The organism is Glycomyces luteolus, assembly GCF_027622875.1.
Classification (GTDB): Bacteria; Actinomycetota; Actinomycetes; order Mycobacteriales; family Micromonosporaceae; genus Glycomyces; species Glycomyces luteolus.
The window spans coordinates 43,835-65,262 of record NZ_JAPZVP010000005.1 but is presented as its reverse complement, the minus strand read 5'-3'; the positions used below and the strand labels follow the sequence as shown (position 1 = coordinate 65,262).

The following is a 21,428-nucleotide window of genomic DNA, read 5'->3' as shown; positions in this document are numbered from 1 at the left end:
CCATGACCAAGATTGCCGAGCGCGCCGCGCCGCGCACCGCAGCCCCCGCGGCCCGCCGCCGCAAGAGCACCCGCCGGGAGGGCCTCTCCACGGCCCTCATCCACCTCGAGCTCATCGTCGTCGCCGCCATCGTGATCTTCCCGCTCCTGTGGGTCGTCGGAGCCTCCCTGAGCCCGGGAGACGGACTCGGCGAGGTCTCGCCGTTCCCGTCGGAGGCGACCATGGCCCACTACGCCGACCTCTTCACCGAGACCGCCTACGGCCGCTGGTACCTCAACTCGCTCTACGTCGCCGTGCTCAACATGGTCGGATCGGTCGTGCTCGCCGCGATCTGCGGGTTCGTGTTCTCCCGCGTCAAGTTCAAGGGCCGCAAAGCGGGCCTGCTGAGCATCCTCATCCTGCAGATGTTCCCGGCCTTCCTGGCCGCCATCGCGGTGTACATGCTCTTCCTGAACTTCGGCCTGCTCGACTCGCTCACCGGCCTCGCGCTCGTGAGCATCGCGGGCGCCCTGCCGTACAACATCTGGCTCATGAAGGGCTACACGGACAACCTGCCGGCGAGCCTCGACGAGGCCGCCGCGATCGACGGGGCCGGGCGCCTCACGATCTTCGTGAGGATCATCCTGCCGCTCATGCGCCCGATGCTCACCTTCGTGGCGATCACGCAGTTCACGCTGCCGTGGATGGACTTCATCCTGCCCCGGCTGGTGCTGCAGAGCGCCGACAAGCAGACCGTGGCCCTCGGCCTGTTCAACATGATCAGCTCCGAGTACGCCAACTCGTACACCACGTTCGCGGCCGGCGCCGTGGTGCTCGCCCTGCCGATCACCATCCTCTACATCGTCCTCCAGCGCTACCTGGTGACCGGCGCGAGCGCCGGGGCCGAGAAGGGCTAGGTCCGCATGACCAAGCCGATCAGAGGCGCCGACGTCTCGATGACCGCCGAGATCGAACAGCTCGGCGTGGTCTTCCGCGCCGACGGCGCGGCGCACGACCTCTTCGAGCTCCTCGCCTCACAAGGCGTCAACTGGATCCGCCTGCGCCTGTGGGTGGACCCGCGCGACGAATCCGGCGCGCCGTACATGGGCGGCACGAACGACCTGGCGACGACGATCGCGCTGGCCCGCCGCGCCAAGGCGGCGGGTCACGCGGTCCTGCTCGACCTGCACTACTCGGACTTCTGGACCGACCCCAAGAAGCAGTCGACGCCGAAGGCGTGGCGCGGCCTCAGAGGCGCGGATCTCGAAGCGCGCGTGCACGACTGGACTTCCGACGTGCTCGCCGCACTCGCGGCGGCCGACGCGTCGCCGGACATGGTGCAGGTGGGCAACGAGATCACGAACGGGATGCTCTGGCCGGAAGGCAGGACACCCAGGTTCATCGACGCCGAGCGGCGCTTCGAACGCGACGATCCGGCCGCGTTCGACCGGCTCATCGGGCTGCTCGAAGCGGGGGTCGCGGCCGTGCGCGCCGCGACCCTCGAGCGCGGCGCAGACCCGCGGGTGATGATCCACCTCGACTTCGGCGGCGCCAACGAGCTGTACCGCGGCTGGTTCGACCAGGCGACCGCGCGCGGCCTCGACTTCGACGTGATCGGCCTGTCCTACTACCCGTACTGGCACGGGACCCTGAAGGACTTGGGCGCCAACCTGAACGACCTCGCCGCGCGCTACGGCAAGGACCTCGTGGTGGTCGAGACGGCGTACGCGTGGACGGGGGCGTCCCCGGCGGGGCACCACCAGGTGTTCAAGCCGGAGCTGGCCGAGGCGGGCGGCTATCCGGCCTCACCGGAGGGCCAGGCCGCGTACCTGCGCGACCTGTACGCCACTGTGGATGACGTGCCCGGAGGGCGCGGCCTGGGCATCGTCTACTGGGAGCCCGCGTGGCTCCCGGTCGACGGCACCACCTGGGCTTCGCGGGCCGGGATGGAGTACGGCGACGACGTGGTCGACGAGTCCGGCAGCTCGTGGGCCAACCAGGCGCTGTTCGACTTCGACGGGAACGCGCTGCCGTCGATGCGGGCGCTCGGCGGCGGTTGAAGCCGCAGCCGTGCAGTCGTTCGCACGCATCGTGCGGCAGGGGCGGAGAGGCCGCCGTCCCCTTGGGCGGCCTCCCCGCACACCGCTCGACCGGCGCATCGGAGCGGGCCTCGGCCCGTGCCGATGGCCGGGGCGAGCGATAATCGAGTGAGACACAAGGGAGAGCTGAGCATCTTGACACGGAAACGACCGACGATCCACGACGTGGCCGAGGCCTCGGGCGTCTCGCGCGGCACGGTCTCCCGCGTCCTCAACGGCAAGGCGAACGTCTCGCTGTCGGCGGAGGCGGCGGTGCGCCGCGCGGTCGCCGAGACCGGGTACGTGGTGAACCGAGCCGCGCGAAGCCTGAAGACGAGCCGGACCGGCTCGATCGTCATGGTGCTCTCGGAACCGCAGGAACGCCTGTTCGAGGACCCGAACTTCTCGGTGCTCATGCGGGTGGCCACGAACCAGCTCGCCGACCGCGACATGTCGCTGGTGCTCATGATCGCCGGCGACGACGGCGGTCGCGACCGGGTGGCCCGCTACCTGCGCGGCGGCCACGCCGACGGCGCGCTGCTCATCTCGACCCATGCGGGGGACCCGCTGCTCGACGAGATCGAGCGGGCGGGCGTGCCCGCGGTCGCCTTGGGCGCGGTCCTCGGACGCGAATCGGTCATCCCCTACGCCGCGGCCGACGAGCGCGGCGGCGCCCGAGCCATGGCTGAATACCTGGTCGAGCAGGGGCGCCGGAAGATCGGCATGATCACCGGCCCGCTCGACACGCCCGGCGGCTCGCTGCGCCTGGAGGGCTTCACCGGGGTGCTCGGCCGGAAGGCCGGAAAGCAGATGGTCGTGCACAGCGACTACACGCAGGCCGGCGGCGAGGCCGCCATGCGGCAGCTGCTGCGGAACGTGCCGGACCTCGACGCGGTGTTCGTCGCCTCGGACCTCATGGCCGCCGGTGCGCTCCAGGCGCTGCACGCGGCCGGACGCCGAGTCCCCGAGGACGTCGCCGTCGGCGGCTTCGACGACTCGGCGATCGCCTCGGCGACCCGACCCGCGCTGACCACGGTCCGCCAGCCCCTCTCGAAGGTCGCGGAGGAAACGGTGCGGCTCCTCATCGCGCTGCTGGACGACGAGGAAGTCGAGCCGGTGATCCTGCCGACCGAGCTGATCATCCGCGACAGCGCCTGACACCGGCTCGGCCTGAACGCTCCGGTTCCGGCGCCATCCTGTCCAAACACGACTGCCGCGGCCCGACCCCTTGCTAACCTTTCGTCACTGTACGTAACAGGACGATGTGGACAAGGTGGTGGCGGGCTTGACCGCTTGGATGGGCCGAGTTCCCGCGCTGCTGGCGGCGTTGGTCATCGCGACTATCGGCATGCTCGCCGTCCCCGCCCCTGCCGGGGCCGGCACCTTCGCGTCCGAGATCGTCGGCACGTACATCACGCCGACCGCGCACCCCGACCTCTGCATGTCGGCCTCCTCCGCGAGCAACGGCGGCACAGTCAGGCTGCGCAGCTGCGGCGAGAACGACGCCTTGCAGCAGTGGACCATCACCATCGACGACCGGCTGCTGCTCACCTCGAACCCCTCGCTCTGCCTCGACAACTCGGGGAACCAGAGCAACAACAACGCGCCGCTCCGACTCACCAGCTCGTGCTCCTCCGGTGCGAACAACGCCACCTGGCCCTACCAGCTCAAGGCCGTCGCCGACACCGGGACTCCCGAGGGCGCCTTCCGCAACACCTACGCCGGCGTGTGCCTGGCGGTGAAGGACGGCGACTTCAGCTCGTCGGTGCTGCTCGTCCGCCGCGCGTGCAGCAGCACCGCCGTCGACGAGCAGTTCTCCATCGGCGGTGCCGACATGAAGGTCACAGGAGTCGCGGGCGTCTCGGGCAGGCCCGGTGCGACCGTGGAGCCGCAGCTGCGGATCGAGAACCTCGGGCCGCAGGACGCGACCTTCAACAGCCTCGCGGTCACCGCCGATCCGGGCCTCACCGTCAACAGCCTCCATGGCTACCACGCCGCCAGCACCGGCTACGGCGACTGCGCCCTCGCCTCCGCCACGGCAGGGTCCTGCCCCGCCGGTTCGACCTGGTCGGTGGGCGCCATGGGCATGGTCTACGTCAACGCCACCATCCCCGCGAACGCCGCGCCCGGCACCACCTACGACGTCTGCGGCACCAACACGCTCGCCCCGACCAACGACGCGAATCCCTCCAACGACACCGGGTGCGCCCAGATCACCGTCGCCCACCGCAGCTCCGACCTGGCGATGACGGACACCGGCACCGGGGCCCGGACCACCGCGACCGCGGTCGATCCCGGTGCCACCGCCACCATCCCGTTCACCCTCACCAACAACGGCACTGATACGGCCGGCATCCCCAAGGCCACGTTCACGGCACCGGACGGATTCACTGTCACCGGCGTCTCCGGCCCCGGCGGCTGGACCTGCGACCTGCCCGCCAAGACCTGCACCGGACCGACCGACGCATTCGCGTCCACCGCCACCGCCGCGTTCACCGTCACTGGCACCGTCGCCTCAGGACTGACGGCTGGAGGCGGCATCGGCGACGTCACCGCCACCGCCTCGGTCTCCGGCAAGTCCAGAGACACGGTTCCGGGCAACAACACCGCCACCAACACGCTCTCCGTCGACGGCGACGTGACGGTCGACGTCGCCAAGACCGGAGCGCCCGCGGCCAATCCCGGCGACGACATCGAATACGTCGTCACCGTCGCCAACGGCGGCGACTCGGGCCTCGTCGGAGCCGAGATCGCCGACACCGTCCCCGACGGCGTCGCCGTCTCCTCATGGACCTGCACCGTCACGGGAGGCGGCTCGTGCGGCGCGGCCTCGGGCACCGGCAACGACATCGCCACCACACTCGACATCTCCGCAGGGGAGCAGTCCGTCATCACCATCAGCGGCGCCGTCGAGACGGCCGCGGCCGGGACGACGCTCACCAACACCGCCATCCTCACGATGCCCTCCGGCCTCGTGAACAGCGGCGGCGCCAGCGCCTCGGTGGACACGGCCGTCAACGCCCTCACCAATCTCGCGATCGCCTCGGAACCGATCGAACTCGCACCCGGGACCGGAGGCACCGTCACCACCACCGTCGAGAACACCGGCACCGCCGCCACCGTCGGCTCCGCCACCGTCACGCTCGAACTCCCGCCCGGCCTCACGGTGTCGAATCTGGACTCGCGCTGCACCGACGACGGAAACCTCACCGCCACCTGCACCCTCACCGGCTTGGAGGAAGGGGCTTCCGCCGAATTCAGCTACACCGCGGCCGTTCCGGCCGACACCGCGCCCGGCACCGCATTCTCAGGCACCGCCACCCTCGCCTACGACCTTGACAGCGACACCGGCGACAACACCGCCGAAATGCTCGTGAACACCGCAGACGCGGTCGCCGACTTCGGCATCACGGCCTCAGACGCGTCCACCGTCACCCCGGGTCGCAGTGGCGCCGTCATGTTCGCCGCCACCAACCACGGGCCTTCCACCTCGATCTCCGACACCACCGTGACCCTGAGGGCTCCGGCCGGGACCACCTGGGATTCCGGCAGTCTGCCCACCGAGTGCACCGCCTCCTCAGGCACCGATCTCACCTGCCTCATCGCTTCCGGGGCCGCGCCAGGAGCCGCGACGGAATTCGGTCTCGATTACATCGTGGACGCGAACGCCGCCTCGGGCACCGCCACCGGTACCGCCCGCGTCGTCAACGCCGAGGACGGCGAAGCCGCGAACGACTCCGCCGAATGGCAGGTCGACATCGCCGCCGCCTCCGCCGACCTCGGTATCGCGAAGACCGCTCCCGTCGACGCCGTCAGGCCCGGCGACCAGTTCTCCTACACGCTCACCGTCGACAATGCCGGGCCCTCCACCGCGGCGGGCGTCACCGTCGCGGACACGCTTCCCGCGCAACTGGCCTTCGTGTCCGCCACAGGCGAGGGCGCGACGTGCTCCCCGTCCGGTCAGACCGTCACCTGTGCCTACGCCCAGCTGGCGCCGGGCGCCCGGAGCGTCACGCTCACCGTGCGGGTGGACGCCGCTTACACCGGCACCGGATCCGACCTGCCCAACAGCGCCACCGTCGACGCCGACACCGACGACCCCGGCGCGTCGAACAACACTTCCGGCGCCGTCACCCCCGACGTCGCCGAGGCGAGCGCGGACCTCGTCCTGACCAAGCAGACCACGACAGAGGCGCCGGTCGCGCCCGGCGAGACCTTCACCTACCTCCTCGACGTCGTCAACGACGGCCCGTCGACCGCCACGGGCGTCGTCGTCACCGACACCCTCCCCTCGGCGCTCGCGTTCGCGGCCTCCGACTCGGGATGCACCGGCACCGCAGGGGCATACGGAGGCACCGTCACGTGCGCGGCAGGGACCCTCGGGGTCACTGACGAGGCGGCCCTCCTCGTGACGGTCCGGCTCGATCCCGCCTATGCCGGGACCGGTTCGGACGCCGCGGTCACGAACACGGCCGTGGCGAGCGCGGACACCGCCGACCCGGACAGTGCCGACAACAGCGGCACCGTCGGCCTGCCCGGCGGGGCGGCCGCCGCCGCGAGCGCCGACGTCGAGGTGGTCAAGGAACAGGTCACGGCCGGCACGGTCGCGCCCGGCGAGCCCGTCACGTACACGATCGCCGTTGAGAACGAGGGGCCCTCGACCGCGGTCGATGTGGACGCCACCGACACCCTGCCGGCCGGGATGACCTTCGTGTCGTCCCCGGACGGGTGCACCGCCTCGGGCCAGTCCGTCACCTGTCCGCGGATCGCCTCGCTCGCACCGGGTTCGGCCACCGCGTTCCACGTGGTCGCGAACGTCGACGCCGGCTACACCGGAGACGGCGCCGACCTCGTCAACGCGGCGGCCGCGGCCTCGCAGGCCACCGCCGACCCCGACACCGCGAACAACGCCGATTCGTCGCCGCTGCCCTTGGGCGGGTTGGCCGATCCGTCCGCGGATCTGTCCGTGGCCAAGTCGAGCGCCGCCGACGCCGGTCATGTCTCGCCCGGCGAGACGTTCACCTACACGCTCACGGCGGCCAACAGCGGCCCGAGCGACGCGTCTGACGTGGTCGTCACGGATGTCCTCCCCAGCTCGGTCTCGTTCGTCTCCGCCGACGACTGCACGGGGGTCGTGGGCGAATTCGGCGGCACCGTCACCTGTGGACCGCTCGGCGCGCTCCCCGCGGCGTCCGGGAGCAACACCGTCGACTTCGCCGTCACCGTGCGGCTCGACCCCTCGTACTCCGGCACCGGCGCCGACGTCGTGAATGCCGCGACCGTCGCCTCCGCCACCGCGGACCCCAACGGCGCCAACGACAGCACCGACCTGGCCGGCGTGCCGGCCCTCGCCGACGGCAGCGCCGACCTGGAGATCGCGAAGTCCGTGGTCGGCACGCCCGAGATCGCGCCGGGGGAGACCTTCGACTACCAGATCGGCACCACCAACCTGGGCCCGTCGACGGCCGTGAACCCGACGCTCACCGACACGCTCGGCGCGGGCATGTCGTGGGAGTCGTACCCGAGCGACTGCGTCGTCGACGGACAGACTCTGACCTGCCCGCCGAGCGCTCTGGGCGTGCTCCAGCTCCCGGTGGCGCAGACGGCGACGGTCACGACCACGGTCAAAGTGGACCCCGGCTACACCGGGGGCGATCTGACCAACACCGCAACGGCGGCCTCCGACACTGCCGACCCGGTGCCGGGCAACAACACCGCGACCGCCACCGGCGGCGTTACCGTGACCGGCCCGTCTGCCGACATCCAGACCACGAAGACGCTCACGACCACTGAGGAGGTCGCCCCTGGCGACCACCTCGACTACCGGATCTCGGTCCACAACGCCGGGCCGTCGAACGCCGCGGACGTGACGGCCCAGGACACCCTGCCCGACGGCCTCACTTTCGCGGGCGCGACGAACGGCTCCTGCACCGGGGACGGGCAGACCGTGACCTGCGGACCGACTGGCACGATGGCGCCGGGGGACACCGTCGTCCACCTGTATCAGGTCACCGTGGACCCCGGTTACACCGGCTCTGGCGCCGACCTCGGCAACAGCGCCACGGCGACCTCGTCGTCCACCGCCGACCCCGACACCGCGAACAACACCGCCGCCGCCGTCCTCCCGACCATCGGCGCGCCTTCGTCCGACCTGCAGCTGGCCATGCGGCGCGACGGCTCCGGCGCGGTGACGCCCGGCGACACCTTCCGGTACGCGCTCACCCTCCAGAACGCGGGCCCGTCCGCGGCGCAGAACGCGACCATCACCGACACGCTCCCGGCGGAACTCACCTTCGTCTCGTCCACACAAGATGAATGCTCGGCCGCGGGACAGATCGTCAGCTGCGGGCCGCTGGCGTCGATCCCGGTGGGATTGCGGACGATCGTGCTCACCGTGCGCCTCGCCGCGGACTACACCGGTGACGGCTCCGAGATCGCCAACACGGCGGTCGTCGCCGCCGACACGGCCGACCCGGACACCGCCGACAACACGGGCACCGCCGGGGCAGGGACCCTCGGCGCGGCCGCACCGAGCGCCGATGTCTCCCTCACCAAGGCCGCCATCGGATCCGACCCCGTCACCCCCGGCGGCCAGTTCGACTACACGCTCACCACGGCGAACGCCGGGCCCTCGGCCGCCACCGGCATCGTCGTCACCGACACGCTCCCGCCCGGCCTCGGCTTCGTCGCCAGCGACGACTGCACCGCCGTCGGCCAGGACCTCACCTGCACCCAGATCGATGCGCTCGCGGTCGGTGCGCAGAACGTCCACACGGTGACCGTCCAAGTCGACCCGGGCTACACCGGCACAGGCGGCGACCTGGTCAACACCGCCGCCGCGACCTCGGCCACGGCTGACCCCGACAGCGTGAACAACACGGGCACCGCGACCGTGCCCGCCGGGTCCGTCGCGGCGCCGAGCGCGGACGTCAGCATCACCAAGACCGCGCTCGGCACCGACCCGGTCACTCCGGGCCAGACCTTCGAGTACCAGCTCACCGTCCACAACGCCGGACCGTCGACCGCCAGGGACATCGCCGTCACCGACGCGCTCCCCGCGTCGCTGGCGTTCGTGTCAGGCGCGGACTGCACCAGCAGCGCCGGCTACGGGGCCACCGTCGCCTGCGCCACCATCGGCGAGCTCGCCGTCGGCGCCGACGCGGTCTACACCCTCACCGTGCGGCTCGACCCCGCCTACACCGGCACCGGGGCCGACCTGGTCGACCTCGCGACCGCCGCCCCCGCGACCGCCGACCCGGACTCCGCGAACAACACGGGCACCGCCACGGTTCCGAGCGGCAGCACGGCAGCGCCGCAGGCCTCGGTGTCGATCACTCAGACCGGCGGCTCCTCTGCGGCAGCCGGCGGCGGCAGCGAGTTCGCGGTGACCGTCTCGAACACGGGGTCCTCGACCGCGCAGAACGTGACCGTCATCGACACGCTTCCCGACGGGCTCGCTTTCGCGTCCGCGTCGGGCGCCTCCTGCACTGCGAACGGCGGCACCGTCACCTGCGACGTCGGCACGCTCGCCCCCGGTGAGTCGGCCGCCATGACGATCGCGGTCGAAGTGGACTCGGCCGTCCCGGACGGGACGGTCCTCACCAACGCTGCCGAGGTCACCACGAGCACCGCCAACAGCTCCGGCGACACCACCGCGAACGCCGAGCTCACCGTCACCGCTGAAGCGGGCCTGTCCCTCTCCCAGTCTCCTCCGGGGACAATGACCGCCGGAGCGGCGGCGGTCTACACCTTCACCGTCCAGAGCTACGGCCCGTCCGACGCGACCGGCGTGACGCTCGCCGATCAGCTCGACGACGGACTGACGTTCGCGTCCGCCGACGGCGCGACCTGCGCGGTCGACGGCGCGAACCTGCTCACCTGCGATTTCGGGACAGTGCCGGATGGAGCGACGGCCGACCTCGCCGTCACGGTCATGGTCGATGCCGCCACCGCCCCGGGCACGCAGTTCACGAACACGGCCACGCTCGCCACCGCGACGCACAACACCTCCACCGACACGAGCGCCGAGGCCACCGGCCCGCCGGTGAGGGCGAGCGCGGACCTCTCGATGACGAACGCCGCCATCGAGACCACCGCCGTGGCACCCGGAGAGACTTTCTCCTACCGCCTGACGGCCGAAAACAGCGGGCCTTCCGCCGCGGTGAACCCGGTCGTCAGAGACCGGCTCCCCGCAGCCCTGGCCTTCGTGTCCTCCGCCGACGGCTGCACCGGAAGCGCGGGGGTGTACGGCGGCGCCACGGTCACCTGCGGGGCCGGCGCGAGGCTGCCGGTCGGGGGCGAGGCGTCCTTCACGATCACGGTGAGGCTGCACCCGGCCTTCACCGGTACCGGCACCCGCATCGTCAACCGGGCTACCGTCGCCGCTGTCACGCCCGACCCGGTGCGCGCCGACAACACCGCGAGTGCCGGCCTGCCGACCGGCGCCGCCGCCGCGCCGAAAGCCGACCTCTCGGCCGTCATGACGCTGGATCCCACCGGCCCGGTGACGCCCGGCGGCACCTTCACGTACACGTTGACCCTCGCCAACGCGGGGCCGTCGGCCGCCGCGGGCCTGACCTTCACGGACACGCTGCCCGCGCCGCTCACCTGGGTCCAGGCCGTCCCGCCCGGCAACGCATGCAAGCGCGACGGCCAGACCGTCAACTGCTCCACGACCCAGGTCATCCCGGTCGGTGCCACCAGGACCGTCACTGTGACCGTGGCGCTCGACCCCGCGTACACCGGCGACGGCTCCGACCTCGTCCATTCCGGGGTCATCGATTCAGCCACCGCCGATCCGGTGCCGGCCAACAACACCACCACCGCCGCGACTGTCGACTCGGCCGCACCGCAAGCCGACCTCATGCTCACCAAGGGCTTCGCCGCCTACCCGGGGAGCCCGGTCGCGCCCGGCGACTCCATCGACATCCTGTTGAGCGTCAACAACTACGGGCCCGGGACCGCGACCGACGCGGTCGTGACCGACACGCTCCCGCCCGAGGTCGCATTCGAGTACTCGGACTACGGCTGCACCGGCGATCCGGGCGTATACGGCGGCACCGTCACCTGCGAGGTCGCGGACGCCATCGCCCCACGCGAGGCCCTCGCCTTCGTCGTCACCGTGCGCCTGCATCCGGACTACGTCGGGGACGGGTCGGACATCTTGAACACCGGCGTCGTGACCGCCTCGAGCAGCGACCCCGCCCAAGGGAACAACACCGCAGCCGCGAACATGGCGGGCGGCACGGCGCCGACCACGGTCGCGGAGACGGACGTGTCGATCGCCAAGACCGCCCCGGACCAGATGGTCGCCGGAGAAGCAGCGGTCTGGTCCGTGACGGTGGCCAACGACGGCCTGTTCCTCGCCACCGACGTCACGGTCATCGACGAGCTGGATCCGGGCACGACCTTCGTCTCGGCCTCTCCTGCCGTCTGCTCGGCCGTCGGACAGGTGGTCAGCTGCGACATCGGCAATCTCGGTGTCGACAGCACCTCCACGATCGACCTCACCGTCGCGGTCGACGAGGACGCGGCGGTCGGCGAAACGATCGCGAACACGGCCACAGTGGAGGCCCGAAACGATCCGACCCCCGACGAGGCGACCGCGGTCGGCCCGCCGGTCCAGAGCCGAGCCGACCTGGCCCTCACGAAGACGTTCGACCCGGACACGACGGGGCCGATAACGCCGGGCACCGCCTTCGACTACCTGGCCACCGTCGACAACCTCGACACCGCCGACACCGTCGAAGGGGTCACCGTCACCGACGCGATCCCCGCCGGGCTCGACTTCGTCGAAGCCCGGGACGCGGCGACCGATGATCTGGTCGACTGCACCGAAACCGCAGGGACCGTGGTGTGCCCGGTTGCCGACGCACTCGAACCGGACTCGTCGGCGACCATCGCCCTCACCGTCGAACTCGACCCGTCCTACCGGGGCGACGGCCAGGACATCACCAACACGGCGACGGTGTCCTCGGACGCGGTCGACCCGAACGACGGCAACGACACCGCCTCGATCACGGGCCTGCCCGGCGGCGCGGGTGATCCCGTCTACGACCGGATGGTCACGACCTCCGACGAGACCGCCGAACCGGGCGCGACCACCGAGGTGGTCGTCGCGGTCGAGTCGCGCGGCCCTTCGACCGTCGATGCATCGGTCACCGTCACGATCGGGATGCCCGAGCACGTCGGCGCGGTCGCGTCCGAGTTGCCGCCCGCATGCACGGCCACCGCCGACGGCGACACCGTGACCTGCGAGTTCGACACCGACCTGGCTCCCAGCACCGAAACCGACGCGACGGGCCCGCTGGAGCGGCTGATTGAGGCGGTGGCGCTCGCCGAAGCCGGTCCCGCGACCTGGTCGGCGTCGATCCTGGTCCACATCGACGAAGACGCTCCGGTAGGAGCCGAGCTGACCGGAGGGTCCACGGTGCTCAACGCTGACGCGAACGACCCGGACGGCTCCTCCGACGCCGACACGTGGATGATCCGCACGATGGACGGCGACGGGGACGGCGACGGCGACGGGGACGGCGACGGCGACGGCGACGGCGACGGCGACAACGGTGGCGATGGTGACGGCGACGGCGACGGCGGTGGCGGCAACGGGGACGGTGACGGCAGTGCCGACGGAGGCGACGACGGCGACAACGGCGACACCGACCGGGACCTGGCGTCGACCGGCGTCGGCGTCCTGGCGCCGATCCTCACTGGACTGGGCGCGATCGTGATCGGCCTTGTCGTCACCGCGGCGGTTACCAGTCGCCGCGCGCGGCGATAGGTCCCGTGTACACGGCCGTGTCGTCCGGCTCGGGGGCGGCAGGTGGGCTACAACGGACTCGGAACAGTGCACGAGGGATGCGGGAGAACACCATGCGGTACAGGTACATTGCGGCAGTGGGACTCGCGGCCGCGGTCTTGGGCGGCGCCCCGGCGCACGCGGAGGACGGTCCGATCGCGATCACCGTCCTGCGCGGCGGCGACCCTCAAGCCGAGATCCGCGAGGGCGACACCGTCGCTTACGCCATCACCGTCGAGAACACCGGCGACGAGGCCTACGAGGATCTGAAGGTCTCACATCTGCTGCCCGCCGGATTCACCTTGAGCGGCTCCGAGCCGGTCGGAGTGCGCGGCGGCGGCGGGGTCGACTGGGTCCTCTCGCTGGAACCCGGTGAGCGCGTCGAGATCGAGGACACCGTCCGGGTGGGCAGCGGCGACCAGATCGAGCAGGGGCAGCTCGTGGTCGTCGAGCAGCCCGACCTGTCGGCCGCGCCGGCCGAGGGCACGGGCTTCACCACGACCGTGTGCGCGGCGACCGCCGGAGGCGGGGAGATACTCGGCTGCGTCAGCGACCAGGCGGCACTGCTCGACCGCGAGGCTCCTGTGAGCCCCTGGCGGTGGGTCGCTGTCGCCGTCGGCGCGGCAGTGGTCGCGGCGGCGGCCGTCCTGTTCGGCCGCAGATGGCTCAAGGCCCGCATGCGTCGCGCTTGATCGGCGCCCGTCCCGCAGCGGCGGACGCCGATCGGGTGCGAAGCCTCCTCAGAGGGAGGCCTTACCGGTCCGCCGCTGAGCTGCGGGCTCGGGGATGTTGGCGGCCAACGCCATGACGGAACCTGCGGTGAGCAGGAGCAGGCCGAGGGCGGCCGCGACTTCGCCCGCGGCGAGGGACCCGGCCGGGAGGTCTTCGCTGATGCGGAGGTCGCCGCCGTACAGGATCATGGCGCCCGCGAGGCCGCCGAAGGACCAGGCGGTGCGGGTCTCGTGCGTGTGCAGCGTGAAGTACAGGGCGCACCACACGAGGAGCAGCAGCATGAGCCCGAGGGACATGGCGTAGGTCCGGGTGTCGGGCTGGACGCCTGCGACGCCGGAGAGGTGCCAGTAGTCGAGGGAACCGCCTCCCGCGGTGTCGACCCAGGGCATGAACATCGAGCCGACCGTGAGGACCGAGCCGCCGAGTGCGGCCAGGCCGCCGATGCGGGAGTACAGGGTCGAGGGCGTGCGCTCCATCTTCCACCTCCGGTTGAAACCGTTGAGATCTCAAGCGCACCACTGGCGGACGGCGGCGTCAACGTTCTTGACGGGTTCTTGACGCGAAAGGGATGGATCTGTCAGGAACTGGACAGATCGGCACGGCGCTCACTGCTTCGCGGCGAGTCTGACCAGATGGGCATGGGCGTATTCGCAGACGACGGCGTGCCGGTAGACGGCGTGCGGGACGTCGGTGTTGGAGTCGGCGCGGATGGAGAGGTCGCCGTTCTGCCAGCGCAGGAACGTCGGGTCGCCGGTCAGGTCGGCCAGGATGGCGAGGATCGAGTCGTCGAAGCGCATGGAGTGCACGGCCCGCCGGTACTCGTCGGGGGTGAGGCAGGCGGCGAACGGCAGGTTCATGAGGCACAGGGCGGTCTGGATGTCGAGGCGCATCAGGCGGAACCGGTACCGCTCGGGGTCGAGCGCCGGCATGTCGAGGCCGCTGAAGTCCAGCGTCCGCGGTGGCCCGATCCGGTTCCCGTCGAGTGCGATGAGCACTTCGTAGACGTTGATGTCGTGCTCGATGACGGCGCGGTCGCCGAGTCCGGCGAGGTTCAAGGGCCGGAGCGCGACCGGTTCGATCCCGGAGTCGGTGTTGCGGACGATGAAGTTGAGGAGGTTCGTCTCGATCACGAAGTGGCGGATGAGGAGTTCGACCGCGAGTGGGGAGACGAAGCGGCGCAGGAACCACAGGCAGAGCCGGTCCATAAGCCGGTGCGCGGTCCAGCGCACCGGTGTGAGGCGTTTGAGGGCGACGATGACGAGCGCGAGCACCCGCGAGACGGGCCGCAGGACGGGGTAGATCCAGGTGCGGGTCCACCGCTGCTGGTCGTCGGTGACCATGCGAGCGACGCCGGGTTCGAGGGGCATGGCGGGGTCGGCGCACATTGCGTCCCACAGTGGAGGGTCGGCGAGCGGCCCGCCGGCCTGTGCTCGTTTTGGCTGTGCCTCTTTAAACACGGTCGAGTTCTTCCAGTTGGAGGGCGTAGAGGCGGGCGACGACCTTGGCGGTCTTGACGATGGCATCGGCGGCCGCGGCGTCGATGCGGGGTGAGGCGAGGATGGCCTGGAGTTTCGCGAAGTGGTCGTCGTCGGCTTCACCGTGGTAGGCGAGGAAGCTCACCTGGTCGTCGCGGAGTCCGAGGGTCTCCTTGAACCGGGCGGCCCAGCCGGAGGCCTTGCCGGTGCCGAGCCCTTCGATGATGAACATCGCGCCGAGCAGGCCGATGGGGTCGGGCTGGCTCGAGGTATGGAACATAAACGCCGACAGCGCCTCCGAGCCGATGTTCTTCTCGCCCGAGCGGATGTCCTCTATGGATCCACCGCAGGCGGCGTAGTCGCGTTCGATCATCATGAAGTCGCGGTGTTCTTCGGCGGCGTGGCCGATGGCGGCGCTGCGCAGGTCGAACAGCTCGACGGAGAAGTTGGAGGCGGCCCGGGAGATCCAGCGGGCGCCGTCGGCCACCTGCTGGCGCAGGTTGAACAGCAGCCGCCGGTAGTCCTCCATGCTGGCGGTGCCTTCGTTGAGGCGGTGCATGACGGGCACCTGGTCGAGCCGCTGTTCGAACTCCTGCCATACGGCTTCCAGGCGGTCGTGGATGCTCCCCGATTGCGGCGCAACGGGAGTCACCACCGGCGTCGCAGCCTGCACGACGGGCTTCGCGACGGGAACTGCCGCAGGCGCCTCCGTTTCAGCGTCCACGCAGGTCAGATGGGCGAACCCGAACGAGAACCGGCCCGATTCGGGGACGGCCAGCAGCACCGTCTGGCCGGGCTCGAACCGCCCGGTCCGCCAGCATTCCTCCAGCGCGATGAAGATCGAGGCCGCGCCGGTGTTGCCCCGCGTCTCGAGGTTGGAGAACCACCGGTCGGTGTCGATCTGCGCCCCGGCCGAGGCCAGTTGGTCGAAGACGATGTCGCGGAAGGCGTTCGTCGAATAGTGGCACAGCACGTGGTCGAGCTTGCCGAGGTCGATGAGGCCTTCGCGGGTGAGCGCCTGGAATTCGCGCAGCCCGGCCTCCGCGAGCGCCCCGAGCGCGCTCGTGTCCTGGCGCAGCAGCATCATCCCGGCCTGCTCGGCCGCGGCGGCGCTGCCCATGTCCTGCCAGGTGCGTCCCGCGACGGGGGAGGAGCCTTCTCCCATGCCGGCCCGCATGCACACCGGGTGCGCGTGGGCGAGTGAGACGGTGCGGACCCAGTCGACGCGCAGCGAGGGGCGGTCGGGGCGCGGCTGCGCTTCGACCAGCACGGCCCCGGCGCCGTCGGAGAGCATCCATCGCAGGAAGTGCGCGTCGCCGTCCCCGCCGCCCCCGTGGAACCTCGAGCTGCGCAGCCACCGGCTCGACAGCTCGCTGCCGACGACGGCCGCGCGCCGCCGGTCGCCCAAGCGGACCTTCGCCACGGCCGCGTCGAGCGCGGCGAGGCTGGTGGAGCAGACTCCGGCGGCCGAGAGCACCTGCATCGGCCCGCCTCCCAAGCGCCCGTGCACCATTGACGCGAAACCGGGCACCAGCAGGTCCCCTTGGGTGGTCGCGGTGGCGAGCATGTCAAGGTCGGCGGCGCCCAGTCCGCGCTCGTCGAGGGCGGCGTGGAGGGCGTTCGCGGCCAGCTCCTCGTTCAGCTCGGTCGTGCGCCCCTGCGCGTCCAAGGCGTAGTGGCGCTTGGCGATCCCGTTGGCGGCCAGGATGCGGCGGCGCAGCCGGTCGCCGCGCTCGTCGACCCCGCCGAGGCGCGCCGCGATCTCGTCGTTGCCGACCGGGGGACCGGGGAGGTAGGCGCCGGCGGCGGTGATGTAGGCGTTCATGCCTCCATTGGACAGGACCGGTGCCGCGAGCGCCATCGGCGCTTCTACTCAAAAAGCGAGGGTGAAAGTACTCAGCGCACCGCCGCTCCAGTGCAATTGCCGGGTCGGCGCTCAGTCGCCGTCTATGCCCTGCTCGATCGCGTATCGCACGAGCTGCGCCCGGTTGTGCAGCTGCAGCTTGGTGAGGATGTGCTGCACGTGGTTCTGGATGGTCCGCTGCGACAGGACCAGCCGTTCGGCGATCTCGCGGTAGTTCAGGCCCTTCGCGACGAACCGCAGCACCTCGGTCTCGCGCTCGGAGAGCTTCGGCCGCTCGGCTTCGCCCGCGTTCGCGAGCCGCCGGAACTCGCCGAGCACCAGCCCGGCCAGGCCGGGTGTGAACACCGCGTCCCCGGCCGCGACCCGCTCGACCGCGTCCGCGAGTTCGGCCGCCGACGCGGACTTGACGAGATAGCCCCTCGCCCCCGCCTTGATGGCTTCGAGCACATTGGACGATTCTCCGCTCGCCGAGAGGATGAGCGCCGCCGTCGGGCAGTCCTCCCCGAGCCTTTGCAGCACCGCCACACCGGAGAGGTCCGGCAGCTGGAGGTCCAGGATCGCCACGTCGGGCCGCAGCTCCCGGATCGCGGTCAGCGCCGCCTTCCCCTCGCCGAACACCCCGAGCACGAGATGCCCTGCCCCGGTCAGGTCGCGGGCGATCGCCTCCCTCCAAATCGGATGGTCATCGACTACGATGAGCGTCGCCATCGGCCTCCCCTTCCGTTCTCGGACGCGGCACCCGCATCTCGACCTCCGTCCCCAGTCCGGGGCCCGACACCACGGTCACGGTCCCTCCGAGCTCGCGCACGCGCCCCTCGATCGACTGGGCCACACCGAGACGGCCCTCGGCGGCGGCCTCGGCCAAGCGGCCCGGTGCGATGCCCGGCCCGTCGTCGCGCACGCTCACCGTGACCGCCCCGCCGTCGTCCTCCACCAGCAGCCACACCCGCGTCCCCTCCGGGCAGTGCTCCCGCACATTGTCGACCGCGCTCGCCACGGCCGCCGCGACCTCCCGCGCCGTCGCCGCCGGCAGCCGCACCGGCGTCGCCGGGGCCGCCACGGTCACCGAACCGCCCGCGTGCCGCCCCACGAGCTCCCGCAGATCCCGCCGCCCGTCCAGCGGATGCTGGTACGCCTCAGAGGAGATCAGCGCCCGCAGCGCCTCCTCCTGCCGTCCGGCGAGCCGCCCCAGCTCGGCCGCCTCGCCACCGATCTCGTTGCCGCGCCGCTGCACCAGCGCCAGCACCTGCAGCACCGAATCGTGGATGTCCCGCGCCAGCCGCTCGCGCTCCTTCGCCGCGGCGGTCCGCTCGGTCGCGCGCCGCGTCCGCTCCTCGGCTTCGACCCCGAGCCGCACCAGGTGCCCGACCGTGAATCCCGTGAGCACCAGCAGCGCCGCCTCGTTCACCGTGTTCTCGCTGACGCCGCCCCGGAACACCATGCCGAACAATGCGATCACCCCGCCCGCCACGGCCCCGCTGCGCCGCCCCCACGCCGCGCCCCACGCCAGCACCACCCCGGCAAGCCACGGCCCCAACGAGATCGGCACCGCCCGCCCGTCCACCGCCAGCGCCCACGCCGACACCGCGACGGCCGCGGCCGTCACCGCCAGATCCGCGTAGACCACGAGGTCCTCGTACCCCTTGCGGGTGTACCGGTGGCTGACCGCCGCCGTCCACGCCACAAGCACGACCACCAGCAGCGCCGCCGCCACCGGGTGCAGCAGATCCTCGAACGCCAAGGCGCCCAGCAGCACCGGATAGCCCAGGGCGACGAACCGGAACACCGCGACCGCCCGCCGCAACTGCGTCTGCAAACCCACCCGGGCATTCTCCCAGGAGCCTCGAAAGCACACGGGCCCAAGTGGGATGGGAGTTCCCTACACATCGGCCGGTGGCCCCCGGTCACTACAGTTACGGCATGTCCTTCTCCAGCCCCCGACCCGCCTCGATCAGCGTCGACTTCGGCACCTCGCACACCGTCGCCACCATCCGCCGCGCCGACGGCCGCGTCCACCAGCAGCTCTTCGACGGCTCCCCGCAACTCCCCTCCGCGGTGTTCATGAACGACGAGGGAGGACCGGTCGTCGGCGCCGACGCCGTCCACTCCGGACGCCGCAAACCCGACCGGTACGAACCGAACCCCAAGCGGCGCATCGACGACGCCCAGATCCTCCTCGGCGAGACCGAAATCCCCGTCACCAGCGTCATCGCCGCGGTCCTCTCCCGGGTCGCCCGCGAATGCGAGCAGACCCTCGGCACCCTCGGCCCGGTCACCGTCACCGTCCCGGCCGCGTGGGGCCCCACCCGCCGCCACGTCGTCGCCGACGCCGCCACCGCCGCCGGGCTCGGCACAGTGGACCTCGTGGCCGAACCCGTCGCCGCCGCGAGCTACTTCGTCGGGACCATCGGCGCGAACGTGCCGCCCGGCAGCGGCGTCGTCGTCTACGACCTCGGCGGCGGCACCTTCGACGCCACCGTCCTGCGCCGCGCCACCACCGGCTTCGACGTCCTCGCCGTCGACGGCGCGGACGACCTCGGCGGCCTCGACTTCGACCAGGCCCTCGCCGAGCACCTCGCGAAGCAGGTCCAGCCCGACGACGAGCGCTGGACACGCCTGACCAGCCCCGTCGAACCCGCCGACCTGCGCCACCGCACCGCCTTCATGGACGAGGTGCGCGGCGCCAAGGAACGCCTCTCCCGCAGCGCCTCGACCGAACTGACCATCCCCCTCCTCGACGTGGACGCCCACCTCACCCGCGAAGAGGTCGAACAGGTCTGCGCGCCCCTGGTCGAGCGCACCATCCGCGTCACCCAGGGCGTCATCCGCGAATCGGGCCTCGCCAAGGAGCAGATCGCCGGGCTCTTCCTCGTCGGCGCCGCCAGCCGGATGCCGCTCGTCGCCACGCTGCTCCACCGCGAACTCGGCATCGCCCCGTCCGCGATCGAACAGCCCGAACTCGCCGTCTCCGAAGGCGGCCTCCTCGCCCAGCACACCGTCAGCACCCCCATCTCGGTGCCCAGCCCGGCCCTGCCGCCCCAGACCGCCACCCCGGTCGCCGCCGCGCCCGCGCCGAGCCCGGTGAGCACCCCTACCGGCCAGACGATGCGGCTCCCGCACCCCTCGGCCCCGCCGACGACCTCCCAGCCGACACCGCAGGCCGTGCCCGGCGTCCCGCAGCAGCAGATGACCCAGCCGCACATGACCCCGGCCATGCCCCCGGCGCCGTCGCCCGGCTACCCGACCGGTCCCATTGCGCCGCAGAAGGGTCCGTGGATCAAGTCCAAGCAGGGCATCGCCGTGCTCGCCTCGGCGGCCGCCGTCCTCGTCCTTGCGGTCGGCGCGCTGGCCGCGCTGCAGTACCTGCCGAAGGACAAGCACGATGAACTCTCGGCGAGCGAGAGCCAGCAGGCCGACGAGGGCACCTCGGCCGGCTCCGAAGGCGAGTCGGACGACACCGACGGCTCGGCCTCCACGGGCGATGAGGACGGCCTCGTGGCGCTCGGCGATGCGGTGCAAGGCGATCAGATCGCCCAGATGGCGTCCGGGCACGTCGGCGCGATCACGCACGTCGAGGTCGCCCAGCTCGACGGTGCGAGCGTCGTCCTTACCGGCGGCGACGATGCGATCGTCCGCATCTGGAATCCCGTGGACGGGTCGCTCATCGACGAGTACCGCGGGCACGAAGGAGCGATCCAGAGCCTCGGCGTCGTCACGGAGGCCGGCGGCCGCGTGGCCGTCTTCTCCAGCGATGGCACGACCGACGACACCTGGTACCTCGACGACCCGGCCACAACCGTCGCCGACCGCGATTCCCTCTACGACTCCATCTACTGGTACGGCCTCTGGGACGGCACTCCCGCGTACGCCACCGACTTCGATGTCAAGCAACTGTTCACCGGCAACGTGATCACCGACATCTCCACCTCGTACGGCGACGGACTCCGCTTCATGGAGGTGGGCGGCACGCTTCGCGCCGTCACCCACTACGAGAACCGCGTCGTACTGACCGATCTCGCCAGCGGCGAGCCCGTCGGCGGGACCTTCGACCAGCTCTCCTACGACATCATGGCCCTCGCCGCGGGCCAGGCGGCGGGGAAGAGCCTCGCTGTCACCGTCACGGGCGAAGGCGCAATCCAGGCCTGGGACCTCGCCGCCGCGGAACCGTTCGGTAAACCGGCCCAGGAGCTCTACCAGACCGTGACCGGCTTGCGCGTGGTCGAGATCGACGGCAAAGCCCATGTCCTCGCGTTCGGCGACCAGGGACTCAGCCTGTTCTCGCTCGAGACCGGCGAGCAAGTGGGGGAGAGCTTCGCCGAGCACACCGGCGACGAGGCGATCGCCGCCGCCGAGGTGACCGAGATCGACGGACACCAGGTCGTCGTAGTCGGCACCGCCACCGGCGAAGTCGAGGTCTGGAGCCTCTAAGAAAACGGGCGCGGGGGCGGGGGGGGGCGCGCCCCCCCCCCCCCGGGGGGGGCGGGGGGGGGGGGCCGGGCGGG

Annotated in this window: 11 protein-coding genes; 6 read left to right on the top strand and 5 right to left on the bottom strand. The window is 71.4% G+C overall.

From position 1 onward, the window contains the following. The first annotated feature begins 2 nt into the window (after nucleotides 1–2). From O1R50_RS07490 to O1R50_RS07470, 5 genes are all read left to right on the top strand, one after another. Complete coding sequence (locus O1R50_RS07490) at nucleotides 3–896, top strand: sugar ABC transporter permease (RefSeq protein ID WP_270109297.1); 894 nt, start codon at nucleotides 3–5, stop codon at nucleotides 894–896. A gap of 6 nt (nucleotides 897–902) precedes the next feature. Beyond that, nucleotides 903–2,039, top strand: a complete 1,137-nt coding sequence (locus O1R50_RS07485) for a glycoside hydrolase family 53 protein (protein ID WP_270109296.1) — start codon at nucleotides 903–905, stop codon at nucleotides 2,037–2,039. Nucleotides 2,040–2,162: 123 nt separating this feature from the next. Next, the gene (locus O1R50_RS07480) at nucleotides 2,163–3,215 is read left to right on the top strand and encodes a LacI family DNA-binding transcriptional regulator (protein ID WP_408612640.1); all 1,053 of its coding nucleotides are present in this window, start codon (nucleotides 2,163–2,165) and stop codon (nucleotides 3,213–3,215) included. A gap of 127 nt (nucleotides 3,216–3,342) precedes the next feature. Beyond that, nucleotides 3,343–12,837: a ricin-type beta-trefoil lectin domain protein gene (locus tag O1R50_RS07475; protein WP_270109294.1), complete on the top strand. Its 9,495-nt coding sequence runs from the start codon at nucleotides 3,343–3,345 to the stop codon at nucleotides 12,835–12,837. A gap of 116 nt (nucleotides 12,838–12,953) precedes the next feature. Beyond that, nucleotides 12,954–13,547 carry a hypothetical protein gene (locus tag O1R50_RS07470; RefSeq protein ID WP_270109292.1) on the top strand — a complete coding sequence of 198 codons (594 nt, stop codon included), beginning with the start codon at nucleotides 12,954–12,956 and terminating at the stop codon, nucleotides 13,545–13,547. Nucleotides 13,548–13,595: 48 nt separating this feature from the next. Here O1R50_RS07470 and O1R50_RS07465 read toward each other — a convergent pair whose 3' ends face one another. The 5 genes from O1R50_RS07465 to macS form a co-directional block, all read right to left on the bottom strand. After that, nucleotides 13,596–14,063 carry a hypothetical protein gene (locus O1R50_RS07465; protein WP_270109291.1) on the bottom strand — a complete coding sequence of 156 codons (468 nt, stop codon included), beginning with the start codon at nucleotides 14,061–14,063 and terminating at the stop codon, nucleotides 13,596–13,598. Between the two features lie 129 nt (nucleotides 14,064–14,192). Further along, nucleotides 14,193–15,044, bottom strand: coding sequence for a DUF6999 family protein (locus O1R50_RS07460; protein WP_408612628.1), 852 nt, complete (start codon nucleotides 15,042–15,044; stop codon nucleotides 14,193–14,195). Beyond that, the gene (locus O1R50_RS07455; protein ID WP_270109289.1) at nucleotides 15,037–16,887 is read right to left on the bottom strand and encodes a 3-oxoacyl-[acyl-carrier-protein] synthase III C-terminal domain-containing protein; all 1,851 of its coding nucleotides are present in this window, start codon (nucleotides 16,885–16,887) and stop codon (nucleotides 15,037–15,039) included. The genes O1R50_RS07460 and O1R50_RS07455 overlap by 8 nt, the downstream gene beginning before the upstream one ends. Before the next feature lie 111 nt (nucleotides 16,888–16,998). Next, nucleotides 16,999–17,634 carry a response regulator gene (locus O1R50_RS07450; RefSeq protein ID WP_270109288.1) on the bottom strand — a complete coding sequence of 212 codons (636 nt, stop codon included), beginning with the start codon at nucleotides 17,632–17,634 and terminating at the stop codon, nucleotides 16,999–17,001. Then, nucleotides 17,609–18,748, bottom strand: a complete 1,140-nt coding sequence (gene macS, locus O1R50_RS07445) for a MacS family sensor histidine kinase (RefSeq protein WP_270109287.1) — start codon at nucleotides 18,746–18,748, stop codon at nucleotides 17,609–17,611. The genes O1R50_RS07450 and macS overlap by 26 nt, the downstream gene beginning before the upstream one ends. A gap of 98 nt (nucleotides 18,749–18,846) precedes the next feature. On the opposite strand from macS, the gene O1R50_RS07440 reads away from it, so the two are divergent. Beyond that, a complete protein-coding gene (locus O1R50_RS07440) occupies nucleotides 18,847–21,354 on the top strand; it encodes an Hsp70 family protein (RefSeq protein WP_270109286.1) in 2,508 nt (835 codons plus the stop codon). Nucleotides 21,355–21,428 lie beyond the last annotated feature (74 nt).

Coding starts and splice junctions, on each gene's coding strand:
- O1R50_RS07490 (WP_270109297.1), top strand. CDS start 3: ATGACCAAGATTGCCGAGCGCGCCGCGCCGCGCACCGCAGCCCCCGCG.
- O1R50_RS07485 (WP_270109296.1), top strand. CDS start 903: ATGACCAAGCCGATCAGAGGCGCCGACGTCTCGATGACCGCCGAGATC.
- O1R50_RS07480 (WP_408612640.1), top strand. CDS start 2,163: ATGGCCGGGGCGAGCGATAATCGAGTGAGACACAAGGGAGAGCTGAGC.
- O1R50_RS07465 (WP_270109291.1), bottom strand. CDS start 14,063: ATGGAGCGCACGCCCTCGACCCTGTACTCCCGCATCGGCGGCCTGGCC.
- O1R50_RS07455 (WP_270109289.1), bottom strand. CDS start 16,887: ATGAACGCCTACATCACCGCCGCCGGCGCCTACCTCCCCGGTCCCCCG.
- O1R50_RS07450 (WP_270109288.1), bottom strand. CDS start 17,634: ATGGCGACGCTCATCGTAGTCGATGACCATCCGATTTGGAGGGAGGCG.
- O1R50_RS07440 (WP_270109286.1), top strand. CDS start 18,847: ATGTCCTTCTCCAGCCCCCGACCCGCCTCGATCAGCGTCGACTTCGGC.